Here is a 24,212-nt window from a genome sequence, read left to right as displayed (position 1 = left end):
CTGGCTGAACAGGGACTCCCGCGCGCGGCCCGCATGCCGTTGGGTCTTCCATGGACGTGCTCCCCACCGGGAGCACCCGCACCTACCCCCAGGGAGACACCACCTCATGCGTGCCACGTTCATGTACGGCGCCGGCGACGTCCGGGTCGAGCAGGTCGCCGACCCGTCCATCCAGGCGCCGACCGACGCGATCGTCCGGGTCGTCCGGGCGTGCGTGTGCGGTTCCGACCTGCACCCTTACCACACCATGCCCACCTCCGAGGAGGGCCAGTCGATGGGGCACGAGCTCATCGGCGTCGTCGAGGAGACCGGCTCCGCCGTCACCTCGGTGAGCAAGGGCGACTTCGTGATCGCCCCGTTCGCGTTCTCGGACAACACCTGCGCCTTCTGCCGGGACGGCGTGCACACCTCCTGCGTGCACGGCGGCTTCTACGCCACCCCCGAGACCGACGGCCTGCAGGCCGAGCTCGCCCGCATCCCGCAGGCGGACGGCAGCCTCGTCGTCGTCCCGGGCGTCGACCCGCAGACCGCGAGCGAGGAGCTGCTGGCGTCGCTGCTCACGCTGTCCGACGTCTACCTGACCGGCTACCACGCCGCCTTCATGGGCAAGGTCGCACCGGGCAGGACCGTCGCGGTGATCGGCGACGGAGCCGTCGGCCTGTCCGCCGTGCTCGCCGCGCGGCAGATGGGTGCCGAGCGGATCATCCTGATGGGCCGGCACACCGCCCGCACCGACCTGGGCCGCGAGTTCGGCGCGACCGACGTCGTCGCCGAGCGCGGCGACGAGGGCATCGCGAAGGTCCTCGAGCTGACCGGGGGCGAGGGCGCGCACGTCGTGCTCGAGGCCGTCGGCCACATGCCCGCCTACGAGCAGGCCTACGGGATCGTCCGCCCCGGCGGCGTGATCTCCCGCGTCGGCGTCCCGCAGTACGAGGACGCCCCGGTCGGGTTCGGGTCCCTGTTCGGCAAGAACGTCACCCTGACCGGCGGCCCCGCCCCGGTGCGCGCCTACCTCGAGGCCGCCATCCCGCAGGTGCTCAGCGGCGAGATCCAGCCCGGCAGGGTGTTCGACCGCACCGTGTCCCTCGACGAGGTCCCCGACGCCTACCGGGCGATGGACGCCCGCGAGGCCCTCAAGGTCATGGTCCGTCCCTGACGTCCGCACACCCGCGCGCGGCCACCGCTCCCGGCAGCGGTGGCCGCGCCGTCCCGCCCGCAGGACGATGCACCGAGCGCGTCGTCCGCTCCCGAGAGGCCTGAGTCCGATGGAGATCCTGCCCACCTCCCCCGCGCAGCCGACGGTGCACGCCCCCGCCGACTGGTTCACCGGCGACGTCTGGTTCGACGTCGTCGCCGCCCCGCCCGCGCCCGCCCGGCTGCGGGTCAACACCGTCCGGTTCGCACCGGGCGCGCGCACCCACTGGCACGTCCACGCCGCGGGCCAGACGCTGCACGTGACCCAGGGCGCCGCCCGGGTCGGCACCCGCGACGGTCGCGTGCTCGAGCTGCGCCCGGGCCAGACCGTCTGGTGCCCGCCCGGCGAGTGGCACTGGCACGGCGCCGGGCCCGACGCCTTCATGGAGCACCTGGCCATGTGGGAGACCACCGAGGCCCGCGACGGCTCCGAGACGGAGTGGGGCGAGCCCGTCACCGACGCGCAGTACACCGCCCCCGCCGAGGAGCGCTCGTGACCGGCTGGACCGCCGGGGAGCTCGACGCGATCGGGCGCGCCGACGAGCTCGAGGTGGCGTCGTACCGCCCCGACGGCACGCTGCGCCCCGCGGTCACGATCTGGACCGTCCGGTCCGGCGACGACGTGTACATCCGGTCCGCGTACGGCCCGGAGAACGGCTGGTTCCGCCGCGCGAGGACGTCCGGCTCCGGCTGGGTCCGCGCGGGCGGGGTCGAGAAGGACGTGCGGTTCGAGGAGCCGGACGACGACGTGCACGCGGGGCTGGACGCCGCGTACCACGCCAAGTACGACCGCTACGGGCCGCGCATCGTCGGGTCCGTCGTCGGGCCGGCACTCGTCGGCGCGACGCTCCGCGTCGTCCCCCGGGACTGACCCACCGCACGACGGGCCGCCGCGACGCACCAGGTGCGCGCCGGCGGCCCGTCGCCGTCCGTCCCTGCGAGCAGGAGGTGAGCCGTGGAGGCTCTGCAGCTGGTCGTCGTCCTCGGTGCCACGATCGTGACCGGGGGCGCCCTGGCGCGGCGCCTGCACGTCGCGGCACCGGTCCTGCTCCTGCTGCTCGGCGTCGTCCTCGGGTTCGCCCCGGCGCTGCGCCAGGTCCACCTGCCGCCCGAGCTCATGCTGCTCGTGTTCCTGCCCGCGCTGCTGTTCTGGGAGGCGCTGACCAGCTCGCTGCGGGAGATCCGGTTCAACCTGCGCGGCGTCGTGCTGACCAGCACGGTGCTGGTCGTCCTGACCGCCGGCGCCGTCGCCGCGGTGGCCCACGCGTTCGGCGTCCCGTGGGGACCGGCGTGGGTGCTCGGGGCCGCGCTCGCCCCGACGGACGCCACCGCCGTCGCCGCCCTGTCCCGCGTGCTCCCGCGGCGCAACGTCGCGGTCCTGCGCTCGGAGAGCCTGGTCAACGACGGCACCGCGCTGGTCCTGTACGGCGTCGCGGTCGGGGTGACCGTCGGGGAGGAGGCGCTCACGGCCGGGCACCTGACCTGGCTGCTCGTGCTGTCCTACGGCGGCGGGGTGCTCGCGGGGGCGCTTGTCGCGTGGCTCGCCACGCACCTGCGGGCCCGGCTCGCCGACGTGCTGCTGGCCAACGTCGTCACCCTGCTCACCCCCTTCGCCGCGTTCCTCCTCGCGGAGACCGTCGAGGCGTCCGGCGTCCTGGCCGTCGTCGTGAGCGGGCTGATGCTCAGTCGCGTCGGTCCCCGGCTGGTGCCCGCCGCGACCCGCCGGCTCGCCGAGTCCTTCTGGTCGTTCGGCACCTACCTGCTGAACGCGGCGCTGTTCGTGCTGGTGGGGCTCGAGGTGCAGTCGGTCCTCCGGAGCGTGCCCGGCAGCCGGGTCGGTGCGGCCGTCGGGCTCGCCGTCCTGGTGTGGGTCACCGTGCTGGCGGTCCGCCTGGCGTTCCTGTTCGTCTCCGCCTACACGATCCGGCTGCTGGACCGCCGGCCCTCCCAGCGGCTGCGACGGGTGAGCGACCGCGCCCGGGTGGTCAGCACGGTCGCCGGGTTCCGCGGCGCGGTCTCGCTGGCCGCCGCGCTCGCCGTCCCGACCACGGTGGCGTCCGGCGACGCGTTCCCCTCCCGCGACCTGGTCGTGTTCGTGACCGCCGTCGTCGTGACCCTCTCGCTCGTCGTCCAGGGCGTGCTGCTCCCCCGCGTGGTGCGCTGGGCCGCGTTCCCGCCCGACACCGCGCCGGAGGACGAGCGGCACCTTGCCGAGCTGCTGTCCACGCGGGAGGCCCTGGGGTCGGTTCAGGAGGTCGCCGCCCGGCTGGGCACGGACCAGGCCGTCGTCGACCGGACCGTGGCGGAGTACGAGGAGCACCTGCGGGTGGTCGAGGCGCGGGGCACGTCGGACCCGGATGACGTGCTCCGGGCCGGTGACCAGTACGCCGAGCTGCGGCTGGCGCTGATCGCGCGCAAGCGCGAGACCGTGAACCGGCTGCGCGACGAGCAGGAGATCGACGACTCCGTGCTCCGCGCCGTGCAGGCGAGGCTGGACGTCGAGGAGCTCCGGCTCACCCGGGCGGACGTCGTCGAGGACTGAGCGAGCCCCCTCCCGCGGGTCGCGGGAGGGGACTCGCGGGCGCTGCGGCCGGGACCGCTCAGCGGCGGCGCGCCGCCGGGAGCAGCTCGGCCGCGCCGTAGCTGTCGTCGTCCGGGTTGATCGTCACACCCGGGGCGACGATCTCGTCGATCCGGTCCAGGACGTCGGTCGGCAGCGTGATATCCGCGGCGGGCAGGTAGGACTCGAGCTGCTCCATGGTCCGCGGGCCGACGATCGCCGACGTCACGCCCGGGTGGCGGATCACGAACGCGATCGCCATCTCCAGCAGCGACATCCCGGCCTGCTCGGCCAGCTGCGCCAGCTCCTCCACGGCGTCGAGCTTGCGCTGGTTCGCCGGGCTCGACATGTCGAACCGCGCCGACGGCCGGGCCGAGGACGTCGGCGACGCCTCGGCGCCCTTGCGCCACCGGCCCGAGAGCCAGCCGCCGGACAGCGGGCTGTACGTCAGGGTGCCCATGCCGTACCGCTGCGTGGTCGGCAGGACGTCCTGCTCGATGCCGCGCACCAGGAGCGAGTACGGCGGCTGCTCGGTGACGAACCGCTCCAGGTGCCGCTCGCGCGAGGCCCACTGCGCCTCGACGATCTGGCTGCCGGAGTACGACGAGGAGCCGATGTACCGGACCTTGCCCTGGCGAACCAGGTCCGTCAGCGCCCCGAGGGTCTCCTCGACGTCGGTGTCCGGGCTGGGTCGGTGCACCTGGTAGAGGTCGATGTGGTCGGTCTGCAGCCGGCGCAGCGAGTTCTCGACCTCGCGCATGATCCAGCGCCGCGACCCGCCGCGCTGGTTCGGGTCGTCGCCCATCGGCATGAAGAACTTCGTGGCCAGCACGACGTCGTCCCGCCGGCCCCGGAGCGCCTCGCCGACGATCTCCTCCGAGACGCCGCCGGAGTACACGTCGGCGGTGTCGATGAACGTGATCCCGGCGTCGAGCGCCCGGTGGATGATCCGGGTCGCGTCGGCGCGGTCGTCGTTGCCCCAGGGGCCGAACATCATCGCCCCGAGGCACAGTGGGCTCACCGACACCCCGGTGCGCCCGAGCTTCCGCTGCTCCATGCTCACGCCTCCGGGATGTCGATGCCGAAGGTGTCGAGCGTGATCTGCTCGGGCTCCGGGCCGCCGCGCACGCCGGTGTCCAGGGCGTCGATGCGCGCCAGCTCCTCGGCAGACAGCGCGAAGTCGAACACGTCCAGGTTCTCCGCGATGCGCGCGGGCTTCGTCGACTTCGGGATCGCCTGGCGTCCCTGCTGCAGGTGCCAGCGGAGCATCACCTGCGCCGCGGACTTCCCGTGCGTCCGCGCGATCTCCACGATCGTCGGGTCCTCCAGCGTGCTGCCGTGGGCGCCGTCGCGGTAGAACGTGATGCCCCCGATCGGGGACCACGCCTGCGACAGGATGCCGAGCTCCGCGTCCTTGGCGAGGACGTCGCGCTGCTGGAAGTACGGGTGCACCTCGATCTGGTTGATCGCGGGCACGACGGACGTCTCCGCCAGCAGCCGGTCCAGGTGCGCCGGCATGAAGTTGCTGACTCCGATCGCTCGGACCCTGCCGTCGGCGAGCAGCCGCTCCAGGGCGCGGTAGGCGTCGATCGTGAGGTCGAACCGGCTCGGCAGGGCCTGGTGCAGGATCAGCAGGTCAATCTGCTCGACGCCGAGCTTGCCGGCGCTCTTGTCGAACGCGTGCAGCGTGGCGTCGTAGCCGTAGTCGCTGATCCAGATCTTGGTCTCGACGAACACCTCGGAGCGGTCGACGTCGGAGGCGGCGATCGCCTGGCCGACCTCGCGCTCGTTGCCGTACGCGGCGGCGGTGTCGATGTGGCGGTACCCGACGCGCAGGGCCTCGGTCACCGCGGAGACGGTCTCGGCGGGCGGCGTCTGGAACACGCCGAAGCCGAGGGCGGGCAGGGTGACGCCGTTGTTCAGGGTCAGGGTGTTCTCGGTCATGCTTCGACGCTAAGCCCGGGTCGTGGCGGGTCACTGCCCGAGAGGGGGGCCCTGTCGTTACCTGGACCGGGGGTGCACGGGAGGGGCACCCGGCGTCCCGACCGCCCCGCGGGCCGACCGGGTGGTTCGGCGGGCGGGGCGGTCCGCGGTCCGGTCAGCTGATGCGGACCTGGAACCTCCCGGTGACGATCGAGGCGATGACGCCGCCGTCGATGAGCAGGTCGGTGCCGGTGACGAACGCGCCGTCGGGGCCGAGCAGGAACGCGGCGGCTCCGGCGACCTCGTCGGGCGACCCGACGCGACCGGCGGCCGAGGCGCGGATCATCTCCTGGTAGAGCTCCCCCGCGGGGCTGTTGAGCTCGTCGAGCGCCAGCGGCGTCATGATGATGCCGGGGCTCAGGGAGTTCAGGCGGGCGCCGCGGTCGCCCCACTCGACACTGGCGGCCTGGACCCGCAGGACGTTGGCCCGCTTGGCCAGCGCGTAGGCGAAGCCGGACCCGGGCACCGCGTCGGCCTGGAGCATCGGCAGGTCGGAGAGCTCGCTCGCCGGCGTGCGGGACAGCGCCTCGTTCTGCTCGGCCGGCAGCGGCGGGATCATGTGCCCGGCCTGGCTGGCGATGACGACGCCGGATCCACCGGGGGCGACCACGCGTCCGAACGCCTCCAGGACGTGGGCGGTGCCGACCAGGTCGACGGCGACTATCGCCTGCGGGCTGGCCTGCGCCGGGGACAGCCCGGCGGTGTGGATGACGCGGGTGACGGCACCGAGCGCGGCGGCCTGCTCGGCGAGGGCGGCGACGGAGGCGCCGTCCGAGACGTCGACGTGCCCGGTGGTCACCTGGTAGCCCGCGCCCTCGAGGGTGCGGGCCGCGGCGGCGGCGTTGTCGTCGTCGATGTCGGCCACCAGGACGGTGCGGCCGGCTGCCACCCGGCGGACGATCGCCTGGCCGATGGCCCCAGCGCCGATGACGACGACGACCTCGGTGGCAGGGGTGGGTGCGGTGGGTGCGGACATGACGTGCTCCTCGGTGTGGTTCTCCCGCGCGGTGCGGGACGGGATCAGTACGTGGTGGCGGCGGAGCGGACGATCGTCCAGCCGCCGGGGTGCCGTGCGTAGTGGGTGGTGGACTCCAGCGGCCAGGTCGCGCGCGAGCCCCAGATGGTCGCGGTCACGCGGTTCCGGGTGACCAGCACCGCGGAGTCCCCGTCGAGGCGCAGGTCGCTCGACTCCTCGGCGACGTGGTGGTAGGCCATGTCGCCGGACGCGATCTGCGCCAGCCAGTCGGCGCGGTACTGCTCGTGGCCCGTGATGTGCACGGCGACGAAGTCGGGCGCCAGCAGCTGCTCCAGGGCATCCACGTCGCGCCGGACCAGTCCGTCGAGCAGGGCGCGGTCGGCCGCCCGGATCGCGCGCCGGTCGCTGCTGTCGTCGTACGTCGGGGTCATGGCGCTGGGCTCCAGTCCTGGTCTCGCACGGTGTGCGTCCGTTCGTTCGTCTGTGGGGCGTGGGTCGTGCGTCAGCCGACGTGCACCAGGGGCGCGGCGTCGTCGCTGTCCTGGTCCGCGTCGGTCCCGCTCCGGTCCGTGACGACGGTGAAGGCGACGAGGGCGGCGGCGGCGAGGAACGCGGTCGCCACCCAGAACGCCACGCTGTAGCCGTGCACCGCGGCCGCGGCGGACGTGCCGCTCCCGGCCGCGAGCCAGGCTGCGGTCGCGCCGCCGGCGATGGCGCTCATCAGGGCGGTGCCGACCGAGCCGCCGACCTGCTGGGCGGTGTTCACCAGGGCGGACGCGACGCCGGCGTCGGTGACCTGCACGCCGCGGGTGGCGGTGGTCATGCCCGCGATCAGCGCGGTCCCGAGCCCGAGGCCCATCACGACGGTCGCCGGGACGACGACGGTCCAGTAGTCGTCCCCGGTGCTGATCCGGGTGAGCCAGGCGAGCCCGATGGCAGCGACCAGGTAGCCGCTGCCCATGACGCGACGGACCCCGAACCGCGCGGTGAGGCGGCCGCCGAGCCGGCTGGTGCCGACCACGAGGCTGACGACGAGCGGCAGAAAGGCGAAGCCGGTGGCCAGCGGGGCGAAGCCGAGGACCTGCTGCAGGTAGTACGTGAGGAACAGGAACTGGGCGAAGTTGGCGGCCATGCCGAGCGCGATGCTCAGGTACGAGCCGCCCCGGGCGCGGTCGGTGACCACCCGCAGCGGCAGCAGCGGGTGCGCGGCGCGGGTCTGGGTGGCGACGAAGACCACGAGCAGCACGACGGCCACCGCGAAGGAGACCAGCGTCTGCCACGCGCCCCAGCTGCGCTCCTCGGCCAGGGTGAACCCGTAGACCAGCGCGGCCAGGCCGACCGAGGCGAGCACGGTCCCGACCACGTCGAGCCGGTTGCGGTTGCGCCCACCAGCGGGCTCGTGGATGAACAGCGCGGCGCCGACCAGGGCGACGACGGCGAACACGACGTTGACCAGCAGGGTCCACCGCCACGACGCGAATTCGGTGAGCACGCCGCCGAGCAGGAGGCCGATGGCGCCGCCGGCGCCGGCGATGCCGGTGAACACGCCGAAGGCGGTGGCACGGTCCTTGCCGGAGGTGAACGTCGTCGACAGCACCGACAGGGCCGCGGGCGCCAGCAGCGCTGCGAAGACACCCTGCAGCGCGCGCGCGGCGAGCAGGACGCCGATGTTCGGGGCGATCCCGCCGAGCACGGACGCGAGGCCGAACCCGACCAGGCCGATGCTCAGGGACCGCTTGCGGCCCCACATGTCGGACAGCCGCCCGCCCAGCAGCAGCAGGGCGCCGAACGCCAGGCTGTAGGCGGTGACGACCCACTGGCGCAGCGAGTCGTCGAACGCGAGGTCGACCTGCGCCTGCGGCAGCGCGATGTTCACGATGGACGCGTCCAGCACCACCATGAGCTGGGCGATGGAGATGACGGCCAGCGCGTACCAGCGCTGGGTGCCCCCGGTCGGGGCGATGGAGGTCGAGGACATGGCTGCTCTCTGCGGACGTCGGTGGGGACGTCACCCAGCGAACCGGCTGCGCGGAGGGTCAGGTAGTGACGGCATGTGCGTGTAACGCCAGTACCTGTCTGCGCCTGACGGCCCGGACGTAGCGTGGCGGCATGGCGATCCGAGACGAGGTGCACGACTTCCTCCGCAGTCGGCGTGCCCGCCTGACCCCCGAGATGGTCGGGCTGCCGGCCGGCGGCGGGCGACGCCGCGTCCCCGGCCTGCGACGCGAGGAGATCGCGCTGCTCGCAGGCATGAGCGTGGACTACTACAACCGATTCGAGCGCGGGAACATCGCGGGCGCCTCCGAGCCCGTCCTGGACGCGCTCGCCCGGGCGCTGCGGCTCGACGCCGCCGAGCGCGAGCACCTGTTCGACCTCGCCCGCGCCGCGTCGGCCGGCGCGAACCCCCGTCGGCGCCGCGCTCCGGCGAAGCTGCCGCAGGGCGTGCAGCACCTGCTGGACGGCATGACCGGGATCCCCGCGTTCGTCCGCAACGGGCGGCTCGACGTCCTGGCGATGAACGATCTGGCCCGCGAGCTCTACCACCCCGAGGGGGCGCCGGTCCCGGCGGCCGAGAACTTCGCGCGGTACTTGTTCCTCGACCCCGCGGCCCGGACCGCCCTCGACAGGTGGGAGGACATGGCCGAGGACACCGTCGCCATCCTCCGGCAGGAGGCCGGACGGGCCCCGCACAGCCGGGAGCTGTCCGACCTGATCGGCGAGCTGTCGGTCAGCAGCGAGGACTTCCGGCGCATGTGGGCCGTGCACGACGTGCGGTTCCACCGCAGCGGGGTCAAGCAGTTCCACCACCCCGGCGTCGGTGACCTCGAGCTGTCGTTCCAGGCCCTGGAGCTGCCGGGGTACGACGGGCTCACCCTGATCGCGTACTACGCGGAGCCCGGCTCCCCCTCCCACGACGCGCTCGCGCTGCTCGCGACGATCAGTGCCACCCACCGCCGCGCCGGGGCGATCACCACCTGACGACGGCGTCCGGCGGGCGACGAGCCACGCCGTCCCCGCGCACGACCCGGCCCACGCACCGGCAAGGGTGCGCGGGCCGCGTGCAGCGGATCAGACCCTGGCCGGCTCCGGCTCGCTGTCGACCCGGGCGTCCTCGGCGTGCTCCAGGGCGTGGCCCTCGGTGTCGATGGTCGGGAGGATCCGGTCGAGCCACCTCGGCAGCCACCACGCGGACTCCCCGAACAGCGAGAGCAGCGCCGGCATCAGCACGAGCCGGACGACGAACGCGTCCGCGACCACGCCGACCATGAGGCCGAAGGCGATGGACGCCGCCACGTTGAACGTGCTGGAGGCGAACCCGGCGAACACGACGGTCATGATCGACGCCGCCGCCACCAGGACGGGGGCGGACCGGGCGAAGCCTTCGCGGATGGCGGCCTTGGCGTCCAGCCCGTTGTCGTGCATCTCCTTGATCCGGGACACCAGGAACACCTGGTAGTCCATCGCGAGGCCGAACAGGACGCCGACGAGCAGGATCGGCAGCAGGCTCATCATGGGATCGCCCTGCGGCGCCTGGATCAGCGGGAACTCCCAGCCCCACTGGAAGACCGCGACGCTCGCTCCGAACGAGGCCAGCACCGACAGCAGGTACCCCGCCGTAGCGAGGAACGGGACCAGGAGCGAACGGAACATCAGCACCAGCAGTGCGAGCGAGATCAGCACGATCACGATGACGTACGTGATGAGCGCCTGGTTCAGCGCCTCGGTCTGGTCGATGCCGATGGCGGCCTCCCCGGTGACCTCGAGGTGGACACCGGAGATGCTGTCGGCCCCGTCGCGCAGGGTGTGGACCAGCTCCGTGGTGGAGTCGTCGATCGGGCCTCCCGTCGGGATGACCGTGATCCGCGCGTAGTCCCCTTCGGCGTTGATCTCAGCCGGGACGACCTGGGCCACGCCGGGCAGCGCGGCGAGCTCGGCCTCGACCTCGGGGGCGCGCGTCGCGACGTCGTCGCCCTCGGCGAGGACGATGATCGGGCTCTGCACGCCGCCGAGCTCGTCGACGATCAGGTCGTACGCGGTGCGCTCGGTCGACTCGGGGTCGGAGCCACCGGGGATGCTGAACGCCGTCTTCATGCTCAGCGTCGGGAGCGCGACGACCACGAGCACCAGGACGCCTGCCAGCAGCGCCGGCACCGGGTGCTTCACCACGCCGTCGCCCCACCGGGCCAGGAAGCCCTTCGTCGGGTGCTCCGACTCCGCCCGGACGTGGCCGGCGGCCAGCTCGGCACGGTGCTTCTTCGAGAGCGTCTTGAGACCCATCGTCCGCATCAGGACGGGCAGCAACGTGAGGGCGAGGAGGACCGCCACCAGGACGGCGAACGCCGCCGCCACACCCATCTCGGTGATGAAGCCGATGTTCGCGACCACCAGGGCGACCAGCGCGACGACGACCGTCAGACCGGCGAACACGACCGCCGTGCCCGCGGTGCCCGTCGCCGTGGCGACCGCGTCCAGGACGCTCCTGCCGGCCCGCAGCTCGTTGCGGAACCGCGAGAGGATGAACAGGCTGTAGTCGATGCCGACCGCGAGGCCCAGCATCGAGGCCAGGATGATGGAGTTCTCGCCGATCGGCCAGATCGACCCGTACGCCAGCACGCCGACCAGGCCGACCCCGACGCCGACGACCGCGACCAGCAGGTTCGCGCCCGCCGCCCGCAGCGTGCCGAACGTCAGCAGCAGGACGACGAACGCCATGACGACGCCGAGCAGCTCACCGACGCCCGTCTCCGGGGCGCCGATCGGGACCAGGTTCCCGCCGAGCTCGACGCCCAGGTCGGCCGGGGCGGAGTCACGGAGCGCCAGGGCGGCGTCGTAGTACTCCGCCTGCTGCTCCTCGTCGAGCGTGCCGTACGTCAGCGTGCTGACGGCGAGCGCGCCGTCCGGGGAGACGAACGGCCGGGCCGTGTCGAACGGGTCGCTCACGGACCGGACGCCCGGGAGCGACGCGGCGTCCGTCAGCACCTGGGCGATCTGCGCGTCGACGACGGGGTCGGTGACGGTCGAACCGTCGGGGTGGAACACGAGCTGGAGCGAGGCGTCCCGCGCCGACTCACCGGCGGTCCCCTCGCTCGGGAAGTGCTCGTTCATCTCCTCGAGCGCCAGGGAGGCGCGTGAGTCCGGGATGGTCTGGGCGGCGGACTCGCCGGACCCGTTGACGGCGAGCGCGCCGGTGAGGCCGGCGAAGACCACCACCCAGGTCAGGACCACCACCACCCGGTGGGTGGCGCTGAAGCGCCCCAGTTTGGCGAGGAACGTGGACATGGTTCTCCTTGGCGACACGACGACGGGGATTCGCGGTCCATCGTCATCGCGCCGCCCGCGCGGCGAATCGTGCAGGTGGACCATGCGTGCTACCGCATCCGCGGTAGCGCCTCGCCCCGCGGCGTACGCCGGACCGCGCCGGCCGCACGCCGCGCGGGCCTACGGCGGCTGCCGTACCGGGGGATACCGCCGCAGGCCGATGACCGGGGCCGCCGGCCCGACGATGCTCGACCCGGCAGCCGCACGCCGTGGCACCCTGAGCCGGACCGACCGCACCACCAGCACCCCGAGGCACCGTGACCCGCACCGCCGAGCTCGTCCGCCGGATCCCCGCCAGGATCGTCGCGGTCGACGCGTCGACCCGCGGCAGCCGGCCGACCGGGCGGCAGACCGCGGTCACGCTCCTCTGGCTGGTCGCGATGATCCAGGTCACCACGGTCCGCACCGGCCGCACGGAGCTCCCCGACCTCGCGCTGTGGATCGGCATCGTGGGGGCGTGGGCGCCGTTGCTCCTGCGGACCTACCGGCCTCTGCTCGCGCTCGCCGGCACGGTCGCCGCGGAGTCGACGATCCTGATCTTCCTGTCGCTCCCGGCGGAGGTCGCCCGCGCGGCGAGCGGCATGGGCGCCTACCAGCCCGCGCCGCTCGCGACGATGCTCGCGGTCGCCACGTTCGCCTCCCGGGCGCCCCGGGTGGCGGGGTGGGTGTCCGGCCTCGTCGCGGGTGGCGTCCTCGCGGTCGTCGGCCTGACGACGCAGTCGTCCGAGACCGTGCTGACCGACGCCGTCGTGTTCTACCTGGTGGTGACCGCTGCCGCGCTGGGCGTGTGGCGCGCCGGGCGCCGGGAGCGTGCGCAGCGCCTCGCCGAGGAGCGCGAGGCGCAGACGCAGCAGGCCGTGCTCGACGAGCGCCTGCGGATCGCCCGCGAGCTGCACGACGTCCTCGCGCACAACCTCACGCTGGTGAACGCGCAGGCCGGGGTCGCGCGGTACCTGCTGCGGTCCCAGCCGGACGCGGCCGAGCAGGCGCTGCGCGACATCACTCAGCACACCGGCCGCGCCATCGACGAGCTGCGCGCGACGATCGGCCTCCTGCGGGGCCGGGACGAGGACGCCGGCGACCCCGCGGACGGCACCGGCCACCTGGGTCCCGTGCCGGGTCTGGCGGCCCTCGACGAGCTGGTCGGGTCGTTCGGCACCGCGGGGACCGAGGTGCGCCTGACCGTCAGCGGCACCCCGGTCCCGCTCGCGCAGCAGGTGGACCTCGCGGCCTACCGCATCGTGCAGGAGGCGCTGACCAACGCCGCCAAGCACGCGCCCGGCACCGTCGTCGAGGTGCAGCTCGCCTGGGCGACGACCGGGGTCCGCCTCCGGGTCGTGAACCCCGCGGACCCGCAGCCGGACCGACCGCCCGCCCCCGGCACCGGCAACGGGCTGATCGGCATGCGCGAGCGCGCCGCGTCCGCCGGTGGCTCGCTCCGCGCGGGCCGCACCGCCGACGGCGGCTTCGAGGTCGTCGCCACCCTGCCCGCGGACCCGCGGGCCCACCGCGCCCCCGCTGAAGGAGCCACCGCATGACCGTCCGCGTCCTCCTGGCCGACGACCAGGCGCTCCTGCGCGCCACGTTCCGCCTGCTGCTCGACGCCACCCCGGACATCGAGGTCGTCGGCGAGGCGTCGACCGGCGCCGAGGCCGTCGCGGCGGCGCGCACGTCGCGCGCCGACCTCGTCCTGATGGACATCCGCATGCCGGAGGTGGACGGCATCGAGGCCACCCGCCGGATCACCGAGGACGACGCGCTCGCCGGCGTGCGGGTGCTGATCCTCACCACCTTCGAGACCGACGAGCTCGTCGTCACCGCCCTGCGCGCGGGCGCCAGCGGGTTCCTCGGCAAGGGCGTCGAGCCCGAGGCGCTCATCGACGCGATCCGGACCGTCGCCGCCGGCGACCAGCTGCTGTCGCCGGGAGCCACCCGTGCGCTCGTCGAGCGCGTGCTCGGGCAGCCCGAGCGTCGGCCGGCGCGCACCGTCCCGGGCTTCGAGCAGCTGACGGCCCGTGAGAGCGAGATCGTCGCCCTCGTGGCGGCCGGGCTGTCGAACACCGAGATCGCGGAGCGGCTCTACATCAGCCCGGCGACCGCGAAGACCCACGTCAACCGGGCGATGATGAAGACCGCCGCCCGCGACCGGGCCCAGCTCGTCGTCTTCGCCTACGAGAGCGGCCTGGTGGAGCCCGGGGCGGCGCCGCTCGGCTGACCGTCCGCTTCCCGGACGGGTCGCGTCTCCGCGAGGAGACCGCCTGACCCCCCGATGCCTCCGCTGGTACCACCACGCCACTCAGAGGCCTCGGTCCGGACACGCAGTCACGTGGGTGCACGTACTCAAGTAGTCCGTACCGCCGCACCGTCTGCCACCTGCGCTCCCTCGGTGGCCCCCTGAGTGCTACCGGAAGATAGCAACCTCGTGACGTCGGCCGCGCTCCGCGCCGTCGACGGGCCGAGCCGGCCAGGTAGCGCCGTCGCCGACACCAGGGACTCCCTGGGCGCGGGAGCCGCACCACGGCGCCCCGGCCGAAAACCCCGACCCCGAGGTGTGAACCGGATCATGCGCCACCACGACGGACGACTGGGCGGAGCGATCGCCGTCGCCGCTACCGCCCTCCTGCTGACCAGCGCCGGGAGTGCCGCCGCCACGCCCGCACCCGAACAGGGACCCACGGCCGGCGGCACGGTCGTCTCCGGCACGCTCCCCGACGACCTCGCCTTCACCGCCGTCTTCGCCGGAGGCCTGCACTCCGTCGGGATCGCGTCCGACGGTCTCACCTACGCCTGGGGGAACGGTGGCAACGGCCGGCTCGGCAACGGGAGCAGCACCGACTCGGCCGTGCCGGTGCCGGTCAGCGCCCCGGCGGGGGTGGAGTTCACCGCAGTCTCGACGGGCGTCATGCACACCCTGGCGATCGGCTCCGACGGACGGACGTACGCCTGGGGGGCGGGGAGCACCGGCCGGCTCGGCAACGGCGCCCTGACCGACGCGTCGGTGCCGGTGGCGGTCAGGGCGCCCGAGGGGGTCACCTTCACCGCCGTTGCAGCAGGCCACGACCACTCGGTGGGGATCGGGTCCGACGGACGGACGTACGCCTGGGGCCGTGGGACGGCCGGCATGCTCGGCAACGGCGCTCTGGAAAGTTCGAGCGTGCCGGTTCCTGTCAGCGCCCCGGACGACGTCACCTTCACCGCCATCTCGGCCGGGGGCGCCCACACGGTCGCCATCGGTTCCGACGGGCAGACCTACGCCTGGGGCGCCGGTCCCTTCGGGCAGCTCGGCAACGGGAGCACCGCGGACTCGTCGGTGCCGGTCGCGGTCAGCGTGCCCGTCGGGGCCACCTTCACCACTGTCGCTGCAGGCGCCGGGCACACGGCGGCGACAGGGTCCGACGGGCGGACCTACGCCTGGGGCTTCGGGGGGAGCGGCGGCCTGGGGAACGGGAGCACCGCGGACTCGTCGGTGCCGGTCGTGGTGACCGCGCCCGACGGTGTCACCTTCACCGGTGTCGTCGAGGGCGCCGACAGCAGGCACACCCTGGCGGTCGGGTCGGACGCGCGGACCTACGCCTGGGGCGCCAACTGGTCCGGCCAGCTCGGCGACGGCACGACGGCCGACGCCACCACGCTGCCGGTCCCCGTCAGCGCTCCGGCGGGGGTCACCTTCACGTCCGTCACCGCCGGCGCCGGCCACTCGATGGCGATCGGGTCCGACGGCCGGACCTACACGTGGGGTGGCAACACCTTCGGCCAGCTCGGCGACGGGAGCACGACCAGCTCGTCGGTGCCGGACGCCGGCATCGACACCGCCGCGGCGGTCGAGTCGGTGACGTTCGGCGGCGTGCCCGGGACAGACCTCACCCAGGACGGCACCGCGTGGACCGTGACAGCTCCGCCGCACGCCTGCGGGGCGGTCGACGTCGAGGTGACCCACACCCAGCTCGGCCGGACCCACACCCGGACGACGCCGGACGGGTTCATCTACGGCACCCCGCCCGTCGTCACCGCCCACCCCACCGGAGCGGACGTCCCCTCCGGCGGCGGCACGGTCACGATGAGCGCCGCGGCCGACGGCGACAGCACCCCGGACATCCGGTGGCAGCAGGCGCCGACCGGCACCGAGGTCTGGACCGACATCCCGGGGGCGACCAGCACGATCCTGGTCGCCGAGGTCTCGGCCACCACCGACTTCCGCGCCACCTTCACCAACTGCCTGGGCACGGCGACCACAAACTCCGCCACCGCCACCGCCGCCGCCGCGCCCGGGTCCGGCCCCGGAACCGACGGCGCCCAGCAGCGACCCGCGCCCGCCGTCGTCCCCGACGACGGGCCGGGTGGTTCGCTCGCCGTCACCGGCGCCGGCAGCACGGCGCTCGTCGCGCTCGCGCTCGCGCTCGCGCTCGCGATGGTCGCCGGAGGAGCAGCGCTCTTCGCCGTGCGACGTGGGTGGGTGCTCGGCTGATACCCGGGCCGCCGCTGCGCCGGTCGCGCCGCGCGCCACCTCGGGCCGCCGATCACTGCCGTCCGCACGTACTCGCGGAACCGCCCCGGGACGCTCACCCGCCCCGCCCGGGTCGACCGTCGGGTGAGACATGCACATCCCTCGTACCCGCCGAGGACCGGGCGGGATGGTCGCCATCGCGGCTGCTGCCCGGCCGCGGCAGGCCGTCGGCCCCGTCGGGCGAGCAACCGGTCCGTGGCGAGAGCCGTTCCCCCGCCCCGGACCGGTCACGCCGTGGTGATCACCCGGGTCCTGAGGTCTGGCCCGTCGTCACGCCGTCTCCGGGTGGCGTGGGGACAGACGACGACGCCTCCCAGACGAATCCGTCCGGGTCGGTCGAGGGTCCTGCGACGCCACCGATGACGATCCGGTGGGACCCGGTGCCGTCGGGCGCGACGCCGACGTCCTTGGCCAGGGCACGGCGCTTGTAGAGCGCCAGCTTGATGGGACTCGATCCGGCATCGAACTCGACGTAGGTGCGCCCGAAGCTCTTGGCCACGGTCAGGCCCCGGTCGACGTAGAACTGCTTGCTCGTCCCCACGTCGGCGGCTCCGATCAGGAGCACGACCTGGTCGATCTCCGGAGTCGTCGGCCCGGTGTCCTTCTTCGCCGAGGTCGCGACTTTCCAGGTCGTCCCGTCCGGGGCCTGCACGACGCCGCCGTAGCCCCAGATCGACCTCGCGGCCGGCTTCAGCGGCGTGGCCCCGGCGTTCAGGGCGCCGTCGATGAGGACGTCGACGTCGGCCGGCTGGGACACCGTCAAGGACAGCGTGAAACCTCGGAAGCCGATCGTCGGCGCCTCGGATGCCCGCAGTCGCACCAGCGGCCCCGTGGGGAACGCGGTGGCGTAGAAGTGGCTGGCTGCAGCGTGGTCGGCCACCTCGAGGGTGATCGACTCGATCGCGGACGTGGCGGTGGTGGTCACGTCAGCTCACTGCCCGCTTCACGAGCGCACCGATCTGGGCCTCCACCTCGACGGTCACCTGGGTCAAGGCGAAACCGGACGCCCACATCGTGTCCTCGTCGAGGTTCGCCTGGTCGCTGAAACCGAGCGTCGCGTAGCGTGCCTTGAACTTCTCGGCGCTCTGGAAGAAGCACACGATCTTGCCGTCCAGCGCGTAGGCGGGCATGCCGTACCAGAGCTTCGGCGCCAGGACCGGGGCGCTGGCGGCGATGACCGCATGCACGCGCTCCGCCATGGTCCGGTCCGAGTCCTGCATCTCGGCGATCTTGGCGAGCACGTCCTGCTCCGCCGCTGCCGCCTTGTCCGCCCGGGAGGCCCGACGCGCCTCCGTCCTCACCTCCCGGACGTGGTCCTGCATCGCAGCGCGTTCCTCGGGTGTGAATCCCTCGCGTGTGCTGGTGCTCGTCGTGCTCATGGCTGATCGATTCCCTTCCGGGGGGTGTGAGGCGACCTCGAGCCGGAGATGCGCGTGCATCCGGCTTATCGGAACGCACCGTGCCGTGCCGATAGCGGCCCATGCTGCCCTGCGGTCAGAGCACTGTCAACGGCACACCCCGTGCCGATAACATGGCGACATGAATGACACGCCCCCCGGGCCCCGACGTCGCGGAGCCGCGCGGACGGATGACCTGCTGCGCGCCACCCTCGATCTCGCTGCTGAGGTCGGCTACTCGGGCCTGAGCATCGAGGCGGTCGCGCGGCGTGCAGGGGTGGGGAAGAACACGATCTACCGGCGCTGGCCGTCCATCGCGGCGCTGCTGCTCGACACGCTCAGCGTGGTGTGGACCCGCGACCTGGACTACCGCGACACCGGAGACGTCCGTAGCGATCTGCGCGAGCAGTTCCTCCGCTCGAGCAGCGCACTGTCCAGCCCGCCGATCGGCCCCGTCTACCGCGCGGTCATCGCCGAGGCGCAGTCCGAGCCCGCACTCCGGGCGACTCTCCACGAACGCTTCCTGGCGACCGTCGAGCGGAGCACACTCGACCGGATCACCCTGGCTCAGCGCAACGGTGAGCTCGTCGCCGACGCGAACTTGGAGTTCGCCGCGGAGGTGCTGTGCGGCACCTTGTACTACCGCTTGCTCCTGACGACCCGTCCCGTCGATGAGGGTGCCGTCGACGGACTCCTGGACATGTTCATGGCCGCCTACCGGGCCTAGCCGACCAGACCGCGAGCCCACCCCAGGACGAGTGCCGGCTTGCCGGGGTGCTGGTGACCGGCCAGGACACCGTGACGGGCCGGCTCGCGGTGACCGGCGCCCACGTCGCCCTGCTCGCCGGGCCGGGCGGTCGCGTGGCGAGTCGCGCCCTCGCTCCCACCGGCGCCTGCGTAGGGGCTCTCGGCACTGAGCGCGTCACCTAATGCTTCGACGAGGAGCGGCCGATGCGGAGCCTCGACGATCGGTGCTCGAACTGTGCCGGGGTCGACAGCCGACCGCGGTCACGATGACCGCTTCGTGGCTCAGGCGGCGGTGACGTCGAAGGACAGTCCGACGAACCATGCGAACAGCAGCGCGAACGCTACGAAGTAGATGAGGTCGCGGTTGCCCGGCGTTGCGAGGCGCGACCGCCGCCAGGTCGAGGGCCGGCCCGCTCTGCGCCACCGGTTCCAGTCCCGTCGAGCGAACACCGCTCGCAGACCTGCGACGGCGCTCCATGTCGCACAGACAGCCACCACCTGCATCGTTCCGCGGAACCAGGGGTCACCTCCGAACGTCGCGCCGCAGATGGCGCCGGCGAGCGCGAAGAGGAAGGTCGGGATCGTGGCGAGCGTGGCACCGCCCTGAACGACCGGGGTGCGCAGCTCGACGTCGGGCGGATTGCCGAACGCTGATTCGACCGATCGTCGTGCGCGTGCCGCCCGGGTTTCGCCCTCGAAGTGTGCGCCGGTGAGGGTCCAGAGGGCAGTGAGGAGCCACGAGTAGGCGGTCACGATCGGCGTGGCGCGGCGAGGTGCATGGGTCAGCACATCTGCTCCAGGAGGTACGCGGAATTGGCTCCCGTCAGGAGACTTCCACCGGATCGGCTGGCGTCAGCGACGCGTCTGGGCGGTGTCACGACTGCGTCGATCGACATCGTTCCCCTCGGCCCTGAGCATCGGCCGGACGCCCGCTGTGTTGAGGGGGCATGCAGAAACCCCCGCCCAGGGTGACCTGGACGGGGGTTGTGCGCTGTGCGCCCGGAGGGACTCGAACCCCCAACCTTCTGATCCGTAGTCAGATGCTCTATCCATTGAGCTACGGGCGCGTGGCCCTCGGAAGGGCCGCAGACGAGAATACAGGTCCAGGGCCCTGACCCCAAACCGATACCCCGCGACCCCCGTCACACCCGCCGATCGGCGCGCTGCGACGGGGGTCGACGCCGGCCGTCAGTACGACACGCTCGGCGCGATCAGCCGGTACGTCAGGGCGAACCACGCGACGGCCGCGAGCGCCAGCACGACCGCGACGCCGCCCGCGATCCGCCACCACCCGGCGCGCCGCCGGACGTCCCCGACGACGGCGAGCACCGCGGGCACCAGGCCGAGCACGCCGAGCACCTGGAGCGCCTGCAGCACCCGCAACCCGCTCGTGGGCACCTCCTGCAGCCCCATCACGGTCGTGACCACGGTGGACCAGCCGAGCACCGCGACCACCGCGGCGGCCGAGGCCACCCGGGTCAGCGCGCGCGGCACTCGACCGGCCCGAGCCGCACGCCCGCGGTGCCGGACCCGCCGGACCAGCGCACCGACGGGCCAGGCGAGCACCCCGAGCGCCAGGACGACGACGGACCCGACGAGCACCGGCACGGCGACGTCGGTGGCGGCGTCGGCGCGCAGCAGGGCGAACGCGGAGTCGAAGCCGATCGCCTCGACCTGGCCGTCCGCGACGCGCGCCGCGATGATGCGCTGGCCGCCGACCTCCTGCCAGACCCACGGCTCGACCTCCTCGTAGAGGACGGCGCGGTCGCTCAGCGGCCCCGGGTCGACCAGGATGCGGCCGTCGTCCTGTGCGGTGACGTGGGTCGGGGCGAGCAGGTCGGTGACGGCGAGGAAGGTGCTGCGCATGGAGCGCGAGCTGGTGTAGGTGCCGGCGGCCTGCGCCGCGTGCTCGCGGGCGGTGTCCTCGTCCATGCCGCTCGGCTCCGGCGCACCGGTGGCCGGGAAGTACCGGTCCGTGAACCCGTGCATGAGCTGCTCGCGCAGCTGCAGGCTGTCCAGCCCGCTCCGGCCCGAGCCGTTCACCGACACGTACACGCCGGTCCGGTCGTCCGGGTACAGCTGCAGGTGGGCGTGGAAGTAGTTGGTGTCGCCGCCGTGGCCGACGATGCGGTGGCCGTTCCGGTCCTCCTCGAAGTACCCGAGGGTCATCCGCGGCCCCGCGGCGAGGGTGCCGAGCGCGTCCTGGTCGAGCGCCGGCGCCTGCATCAGGGCCAGGGTCTCGTCGGCCAGGACCGGGTCGCCGGTGGCGGGCTCGCCGAGCTGCGCGAGCATGAACCGGGCCATGTCGGTGGCGGGGGCGCTCAGTGCACCGGCGGGCGGGGTGCCGACCACCTCGAACCCGGCGGACGGGCCGTCGGCGGTGCCGTAGCCGAGCGCCAGCCGGTTCTGCAGCGCGGCGGGCACCGGCTGGGCGAACGTCGACGACGTCATGCCGGCCGGCGCGAGCACGTGCTCGGCGACGTACTCCTCGAACGGCTGGCCGCTGACGCGCTCGACGACGTACCCGGCGAGCGCGTTGCCGTAGTTCGAGTACGCGGGCACGGTTCCTGGCCGGTACACCTGCTCGGGCGGCTCGGTGGCCAGGGCCTGCCGCAGGTCGACGGCGGTGCCCTCGGCGCCGATCAGGCCGCCGACCCGCTCCTCGAACCCGGCGGTGTGCGTCAGCAGGTGCCGCAGGGTGATCGGCTCGTCGAACGCCCGCGGCACGTCGACGTCGAGGTACTCCGCCACGTCGGTGTCCAGGTCGACGTCGCCCGACTCGACCAGCTGCATGACGGCGGTCGCCGTCACGAGCTTCGACACGGAGCCCGGGCGGAACAGCGTGCCGTCGGGGTCGACGGGGACGGGCGTGCCGCTCTCCGTGCCGGTGTCGGACCACCCGTAGCCGCGGGCGGTGACGACCTCGCCGTCGTGCACGACCGCCACGGCCGCCCCGGGGATGCCGGTGCGCTCGAGCGCGGCGGGCAGGAACCCGTCGAGCCACGCGTCGATGTCGTCCCGCTCGATCGCGGGTACGGACGCGGCGGGCGCGGCGGGCGCGGCAGCGGCCTCGTCCGCGAGCGCGACCGGGGCGGCGGGTGCCGGCGGCGGCGTCGGGTCGGCGGTCGCCGCCGCGCACCCGGCCACGGTGCCGCCCAGCAGCAGGGTGAGGCCGAGGGCGGCGGCTGCGCGGGTGCGCCGGCGGGGCGGTCGGGGGACGGGGGCGTGCTCGACGACGGGCATGGTGCCCTCCTCGCGGCCGGGTGGTGTCCGGGATCGTCCCGTGCGGCGGCACCCCTGGCCTGCGATCCAGCCTTCGCGAGCGACGGCCGTGGCACATCGGCCGGGAGGTGCCGTCCTGCGTTGCTCCCTTCGATGCAGGGGCACTCCCCCGCACGGCGGAGCCGGGTAGGTGCTCGCTCGTCGCGGTGGGTGGTGGCCGGGTGGCTAGCGTCCGGACGATGCGCACCTCCCCCGCCACCTCGTGGTCGCTCGCGCGCGGCGTCCTCGTCGGCGCCGCCGAGGCCCTGCCCGGGACCAGCGGCGGCACCATCGCCCTGGTCACCGGCGTGTACGAGACGGCGGTGGCCGGTGCGGGACACACCGTGACGGCGTTGCGGCACGCGGTGACCGACCGCGACCGTGCCCGCACCGAGCTCCGGCGCGTGCGGTGGTCCGTCATCGTGCCGCTGCTGGTCGGGATGGTGCCGGGGCTGCTGGTGACGGTGCGGTTCGTCGCGCCGCTGCTCGAGGAGCACCCGGTGCCGGTGTACGCGCTGTTCCTGGGGATGACGGCGGCGGCGCTCTCGGTGCCGCTGCGGCTGATCGGCTCGCGCTGGACCGCGCGCGACGTGCTCGGTGCCGGGGTGGTCGCAGTGGCGGTGTTCCTGCTGGTCGGCCTGCCCCCGCAGCACCTGGCGCCGACGTACCCGGTGGTGTTCGTCGCGGCCGCGGTGGCGGCGTGCGCGCTGGCGCTGCCGGGTACGTCGGGGTCGTTCCTGCTGCTGACGTTCGGGCTCTACCAGCCGACGCTCGCGGCGCTGAACGACCGCGACTGGGCATTCGTCGCGGTGTTCGTGGCGGGCGTCGCGGTGGGGCTGGGGTGCTGCGTCAGCGGGCTGCAGCGGCTGCTGGAGCACCGGCGCCGGGTGACGCTCGTGCTGGTGTCGGGCGTCGTGCTCGGCGCGCTCCGAGCGCTGTGGCCGTGGCAGACCGACGACCGGGTGCTGCTCGCGCCCGACGGGCAGGCGCCGCTGGCGGCGCTCACCTGCGCGCTGGGAGCGGCCGGCGTGCTGGGCCTGGCCGCCCTGGCGCGCCGGGTCGAGGCCCGCACCGCAGCACCCGCACCGACGCGGGACGACGCCAGCACGTGACCGGTCAGGCGGGCGCGACCTCGGTCGGGTCCAGCTCGGGGCGCGCCCGGAGGTAGTGCGCGGGCCCGGTCAGCCGGCCGCGGGACCACCCGGCCGCGGCGGACACCTCCACCACCAGCGGCGTGACCGGTGTCGCGACCGCCGATTCGGACCCGGACCCGTCCCCGGCCGCGGTGAGGTGCCGGGCGAGCGCCGCTGCCGCGACCGGCCCGACCGGGCTCGACCGGCCGACCGGGACGAGCGCGCCGTCGTCCGGCAGGGCCAGCAGCAGGGCGCTCGGTTCGTGCGCGGAACCGGTCACCGCGGTGACCACCAGGTCCCGGACCGAGCGGTGCTTGACCTTGCACCAGTCGCGGGTCCCGCCGCGGTACGGCTGGTCGAGGCCCTTGGCGACCAGCCCGTCGACGCCGCTGCCCGCCAGGTCGCGGAACCACCGCGCGGCCACCGCGGCGTCACCGGTGAACGGCGAGACCTGCAGCGGCGCCGTCCAGCCGGCCGCGAGCCGCTCGAGCGCCACCCGCCGGTCGAGCAGCCGCTGGTCCCGGACGTCCGCGCCGCCGTGCCGCAGCACGTCGAAGGCGACGTACCCGGCCGGCGCGTGCGTGGCGGCGTAGGCCGCGACGGCGCGGCGGCCGGTCAGCCGGCGCTGGAGCGCCTCGAAGTCGACGACGCCTGCCCGGCGCACCACCAGCTCGCCGTCGAGGACGGTCCCGGGCGGCACCTGCGCGGCGACGGCGGCGACCACCTCGGGGAACGCGAGGGTGACGTCACCGGCGTGCCGGGCCAGCAGCGTGGTCGCGGGGCCGTCGGCGACCGCGAGCACCCGCATGCCGTCCCACTTGGGCTCCCAGGCGGTGCCGCCCGGCAGGTGCGCGGCGTCCGTCATCGACGCCACGGGACGGGCGAGCGCCGGCTGGACGTGCTCGTCGACGACCGGGGGCACCGCACCGCCCCGCACCCCAGGCCACCCGTCCACCTGCCCACCTCCGCCGCTCGTCGTGGTCGCCCTCGACCGCCGGTCCCACCGCCGGCGACCGCGACGCGCACGACGCTACGGACCGTCCGACCACTCACTCAGCCGCCGGTGTGCGATGAGGGGCGTCCTGAGGGCCGACCGGCTCCGCGCGGCGAGCCGGGTAGGTGGCACGGTGGTCACGGC

Annotated in this window: 21 protein-coding genes and 1 tRNA gene; 10 read left to right on the top strand and 12 right to left on the bottom strand. The window is 73.9% G+C overall.

The window, feature by feature from the left end:
- Positions 1-106 precede the first annotated feature (106 nt).
- The 4 genes from AC1050_RS10260 (at position 107) to AC1050_RS10245 (ending at position 3,736) form a co-directional block, all read left to right on the top strand.
- On the top strand, positions 107-1,156 hold the full coding sequence (locus tag AC1050_RS10260) for a zinc-dependent alcohol dehydrogenase family protein (protein ID WP_482387308.1): 1,050 nt from the start codon (positions 107-109) through the stop codon (positions 1,154-1,156).
- 109 nt (positions 1,157-1,265) lie between these two features.
- Positions 1,266-1,691, top strand: a complete 426-nt coding sequence (locus tag AC1050_RS10255) for a (R)-mandelonitrile lyase (RefSeq protein WP_482387307.1) — start codon at positions 1,266-1,268, stop codon at positions 1,689-1,691.
- Positions 1,688-2,065, top strand: a complete 378-nt coding sequence (locus tag AC1050_RS10250) for a DUF2255 family protein (RefSeq protein WP_482387306.1) — start codon at positions 1,688-1,690, stop codon at positions 2,063-2,065. The genes AC1050_RS10255 and AC1050_RS10250 overlap by 4 nt, the downstream gene beginning before the upstream one ends.
- An 84-nt stretch (positions 2,066-2,149) precedes the next feature.
- Entirely contained in the window at positions 2,150-3,736 is a 1,587-nt protein-coding gene (locus tag AC1050_RS10245) for a Na+/H+ antiporter (protein WP_482387305.1), read from the top strand.
- A gap of 58 nt (positions 3,737-3,794) precedes the next feature.
- Here the strand turns inward: AC1050_RS10245 and AC1050_RS10240 are convergent, their stop codons facing one another.
- From AC1050_RS10240 to AC1050_RS10220, 5 genes are all read right to left on the bottom strand, one after another.
- Positions 3,795-4,811: an aldo/keto reductase gene (locus tag AC1050_RS10240; protein WP_482387304.1), complete on the bottom strand. Its 1,017-nt coding sequence runs from the start codon at positions 4,809-4,811 to the stop codon at positions 3,795-3,797.
- A gap of 2 nt (positions 4,812-4,813) precedes the next feature.
- Positions 4,814-5,698 (bottom strand): aldo/keto reductase, encoded by an 885-nt coding sequence (locus AC1050_RS10235; protein ID WP_482387303.1) that lies wholly within the window; start codon positions 5,696-5,698, stop codon positions 4,814-4,816.
- Between the two features lie 154 nt (positions 5,699-5,852).
- Complete coding sequence (locus AC1050_RS10230; protein WP_482387302.1) at positions 5,853-6,713, bottom strand: SDR family oxidoreductase; 861 nt, start codon at positions 6,711-6,713, stop codon at positions 5,853-5,855.
- Between the two features lie 44 nt (positions 6,714-6,757).
- A complete protein-coding gene (locus AC1050_RS10225; RefSeq protein ID WP_482387301.1) occupies positions 6,758-7,144 on the bottom strand; it encodes a nuclear transport factor 2 family protein in 387 nt (128 codons plus the stop codon).
- A gap of 71 nt (positions 7,145-7,215) precedes the next feature.
- Entirely contained in the window at positions 7,216-8,691 is a 1,476-nt protein-coding gene (locus AC1050_RS10220) for an MFS transporter (RefSeq protein WP_482387300.1), read from the bottom strand.
- 131 nt (positions 8,692-8,822) lie between these two features.
- On the opposite strand from AC1050_RS10220, the gene AC1050_RS10215 reads away from it, so the two are divergent.
- Positions 8,823-9,692, top strand: a complete 870-nt coding sequence (locus AC1050_RS10215) for a helix-turn-helix transcriptional regulator (protein ID WP_482387299.1) — start codon at positions 8,823-8,825, stop codon at positions 9,690-9,692.
- Positions 9,693-9,782: 90 nt separating this feature from the next.
- Here the strand turns inward: AC1050_RS10215 and AC1050_RS10210 are convergent, their stop codons facing one another.
- Positions 9,783-11,993, bottom strand: a complete 2,211-nt coding sequence (locus AC1050_RS10210; protein ID WP_482387298.1) for an MMPL family transporter — start codon at positions 11,991-11,993, stop codon at positions 9,783-9,785.
- 296 nt (positions 11,994-12,289) lie between these two features.
- Here AC1050_RS10210 and AC1050_RS10205 point away from each other — a divergent pair, with 296 nt between their 5' ends.
- The 3 genes from AC1050_RS10205 (at position 12,290) to AC1050_RS10195 (ending at position 16,497) form a co-directional block, all read left to right on the top strand.
- The gene (locus AC1050_RS10205; RefSeq protein WP_482387297.1) at positions 12,290-13,570 is read left to right on the top strand and encodes a sensor histidine kinase; all 1,281 of its coding nucleotides are present in this window, start codon (positions 12,290-12,292) and stop codon (positions 13,568-13,570) included.
- Positions 13,567-14,247: a response regulator gene (locus tag AC1050_RS10200; RefSeq protein WP_482387296.1), complete on the top strand. Its 681-nt coding sequence runs from the start codon at positions 13,567-13,569 to the stop codon at positions 14,245-14,247. Before AC1050_RS10205 ends, AC1050_RS10200 begins: the two co-directional genes overlap by 4 nt.
- A 348-nt stretch (positions 14,248-14,595) precedes the next feature.
- A complete protein-coding gene (locus AC1050_RS10195; RefSeq protein ID WP_482387295.1) occupies positions 14,596-16,497 on the top strand; it encodes an RCC1 domain-containing protein in 1,902 nt (633 codons plus the stop codon).
- 280 nt (positions 16,498-16,777) lie between these two features.
- Here the strand turns inward: AC1050_RS10195 and AC1050_RS10190 are convergent, their stop codons facing one another.
- Positions 16,778-17,461: a VOC family protein gene (locus tag AC1050_RS10190; RefSeq protein WP_482387294.1), complete on the bottom strand. Its 684-nt coding sequence runs from the start codon at positions 17,459-17,461 to the stop codon at positions 16,778-16,780.
- Between the two features lies 1 nt (position 17,462).
- Positions 17,463-17,915, bottom strand: coding sequence for an iron chaperone (locus AC1050_RS10185; protein WP_482387293.1), 453 nt, complete (start codon positions 17,913-17,915; stop codon positions 17,463-17,465).
- Between the two features lie 160 nt (positions 17,916-18,075).
- Between AC1050_RS10185 and AC1050_RS10180 the strand changes: the two genes are divergently transcribed.
- Positions 18,076-18,660, top strand: a complete 585-nt coding sequence (locus tag AC1050_RS10180) for a TetR/AcrR family transcriptional regulator (protein WP_482387292.1) — start codon at positions 18,076-18,078, stop codon at positions 18,658-18,660.
- A 302-nt stretch (positions 18,661-18,962) separates the two neighbouring features.
- Here the strand turns inward: AC1050_RS10180 and AC1050_RS10175 are convergent, their stop codons facing one another.
- The 3 genes from AC1050_RS10175 to AC1050_RS10165 all read right to left on the bottom strand — a co-directional run bounded on the left by AC1050_RS10175 (position 18,963) and on the right by AC1050_RS10165 (position 21,923).
- The gene (locus tag AC1050_RS10175; protein WP_482387291.1) at positions 18,963-19,469 is read right to left on the bottom strand and encodes a hypothetical protein; all 507 of its coding nucleotides are present in this window, start codon (positions 19,467-19,469) and stop codon (positions 18,963-18,965) included.
- Between the two features lie 205 nt (positions 19,470-19,674).
- Positions 19,675-19,747: transfer RNA gene (locus AC1050_RS10170), tRNA-Arg, on the bottom strand.
- 121 nt (positions 19,748-19,868) lie between these two features.
- Complete coding sequence (locus tag AC1050_RS10165) at positions 19,869-21,923, bottom strand: serine hydrolase domain-containing protein (protein ID WP_482387290.1); 2,055 nt, start codon at positions 21,921-21,923, stop codon at positions 19,869-19,871.
- 218 nt (positions 21,924-22,141) lie between these two features.
- Here AC1050_RS10165 and AC1050_RS10160 point away from each other — a divergent pair, with 218 nt between their 5' ends.
- Complete coding sequence (locus AC1050_RS10160) at positions 22,142-23,053, top strand: DUF368 domain-containing protein (RefSeq protein WP_482387289.1); 912 nt, start codon at positions 22,142-22,144, stop codon at positions 23,051-23,053.
- Positions 23,054-23,057: 4 nt separating this feature from the next.
- Here the strand turns inward: AC1050_RS10160 and AC1050_RS10155 are convergent, their stop codons facing one another.
- The gene (locus AC1050_RS10155) at positions 23,058-24,029 is read right to left on the bottom strand and encodes an ATP-dependent DNA ligase (RefSeq protein ID WP_482387288.1); all 972 of its coding nucleotides are present in this window, start codon (positions 24,027-24,029) and stop codon (positions 23,058-23,060) included.
- Between the last annotated feature and the right edge of the window lie 183 nt (positions 24,030-24,212).

Source organism: Cellulomonas sp. NEAU-ZC6 (assembly GCF_056844425.1).
Note: the sequence above shows the minus strand (reverse complement) of the source record. Positions and strands in the feature narration are given on the sequence as shown.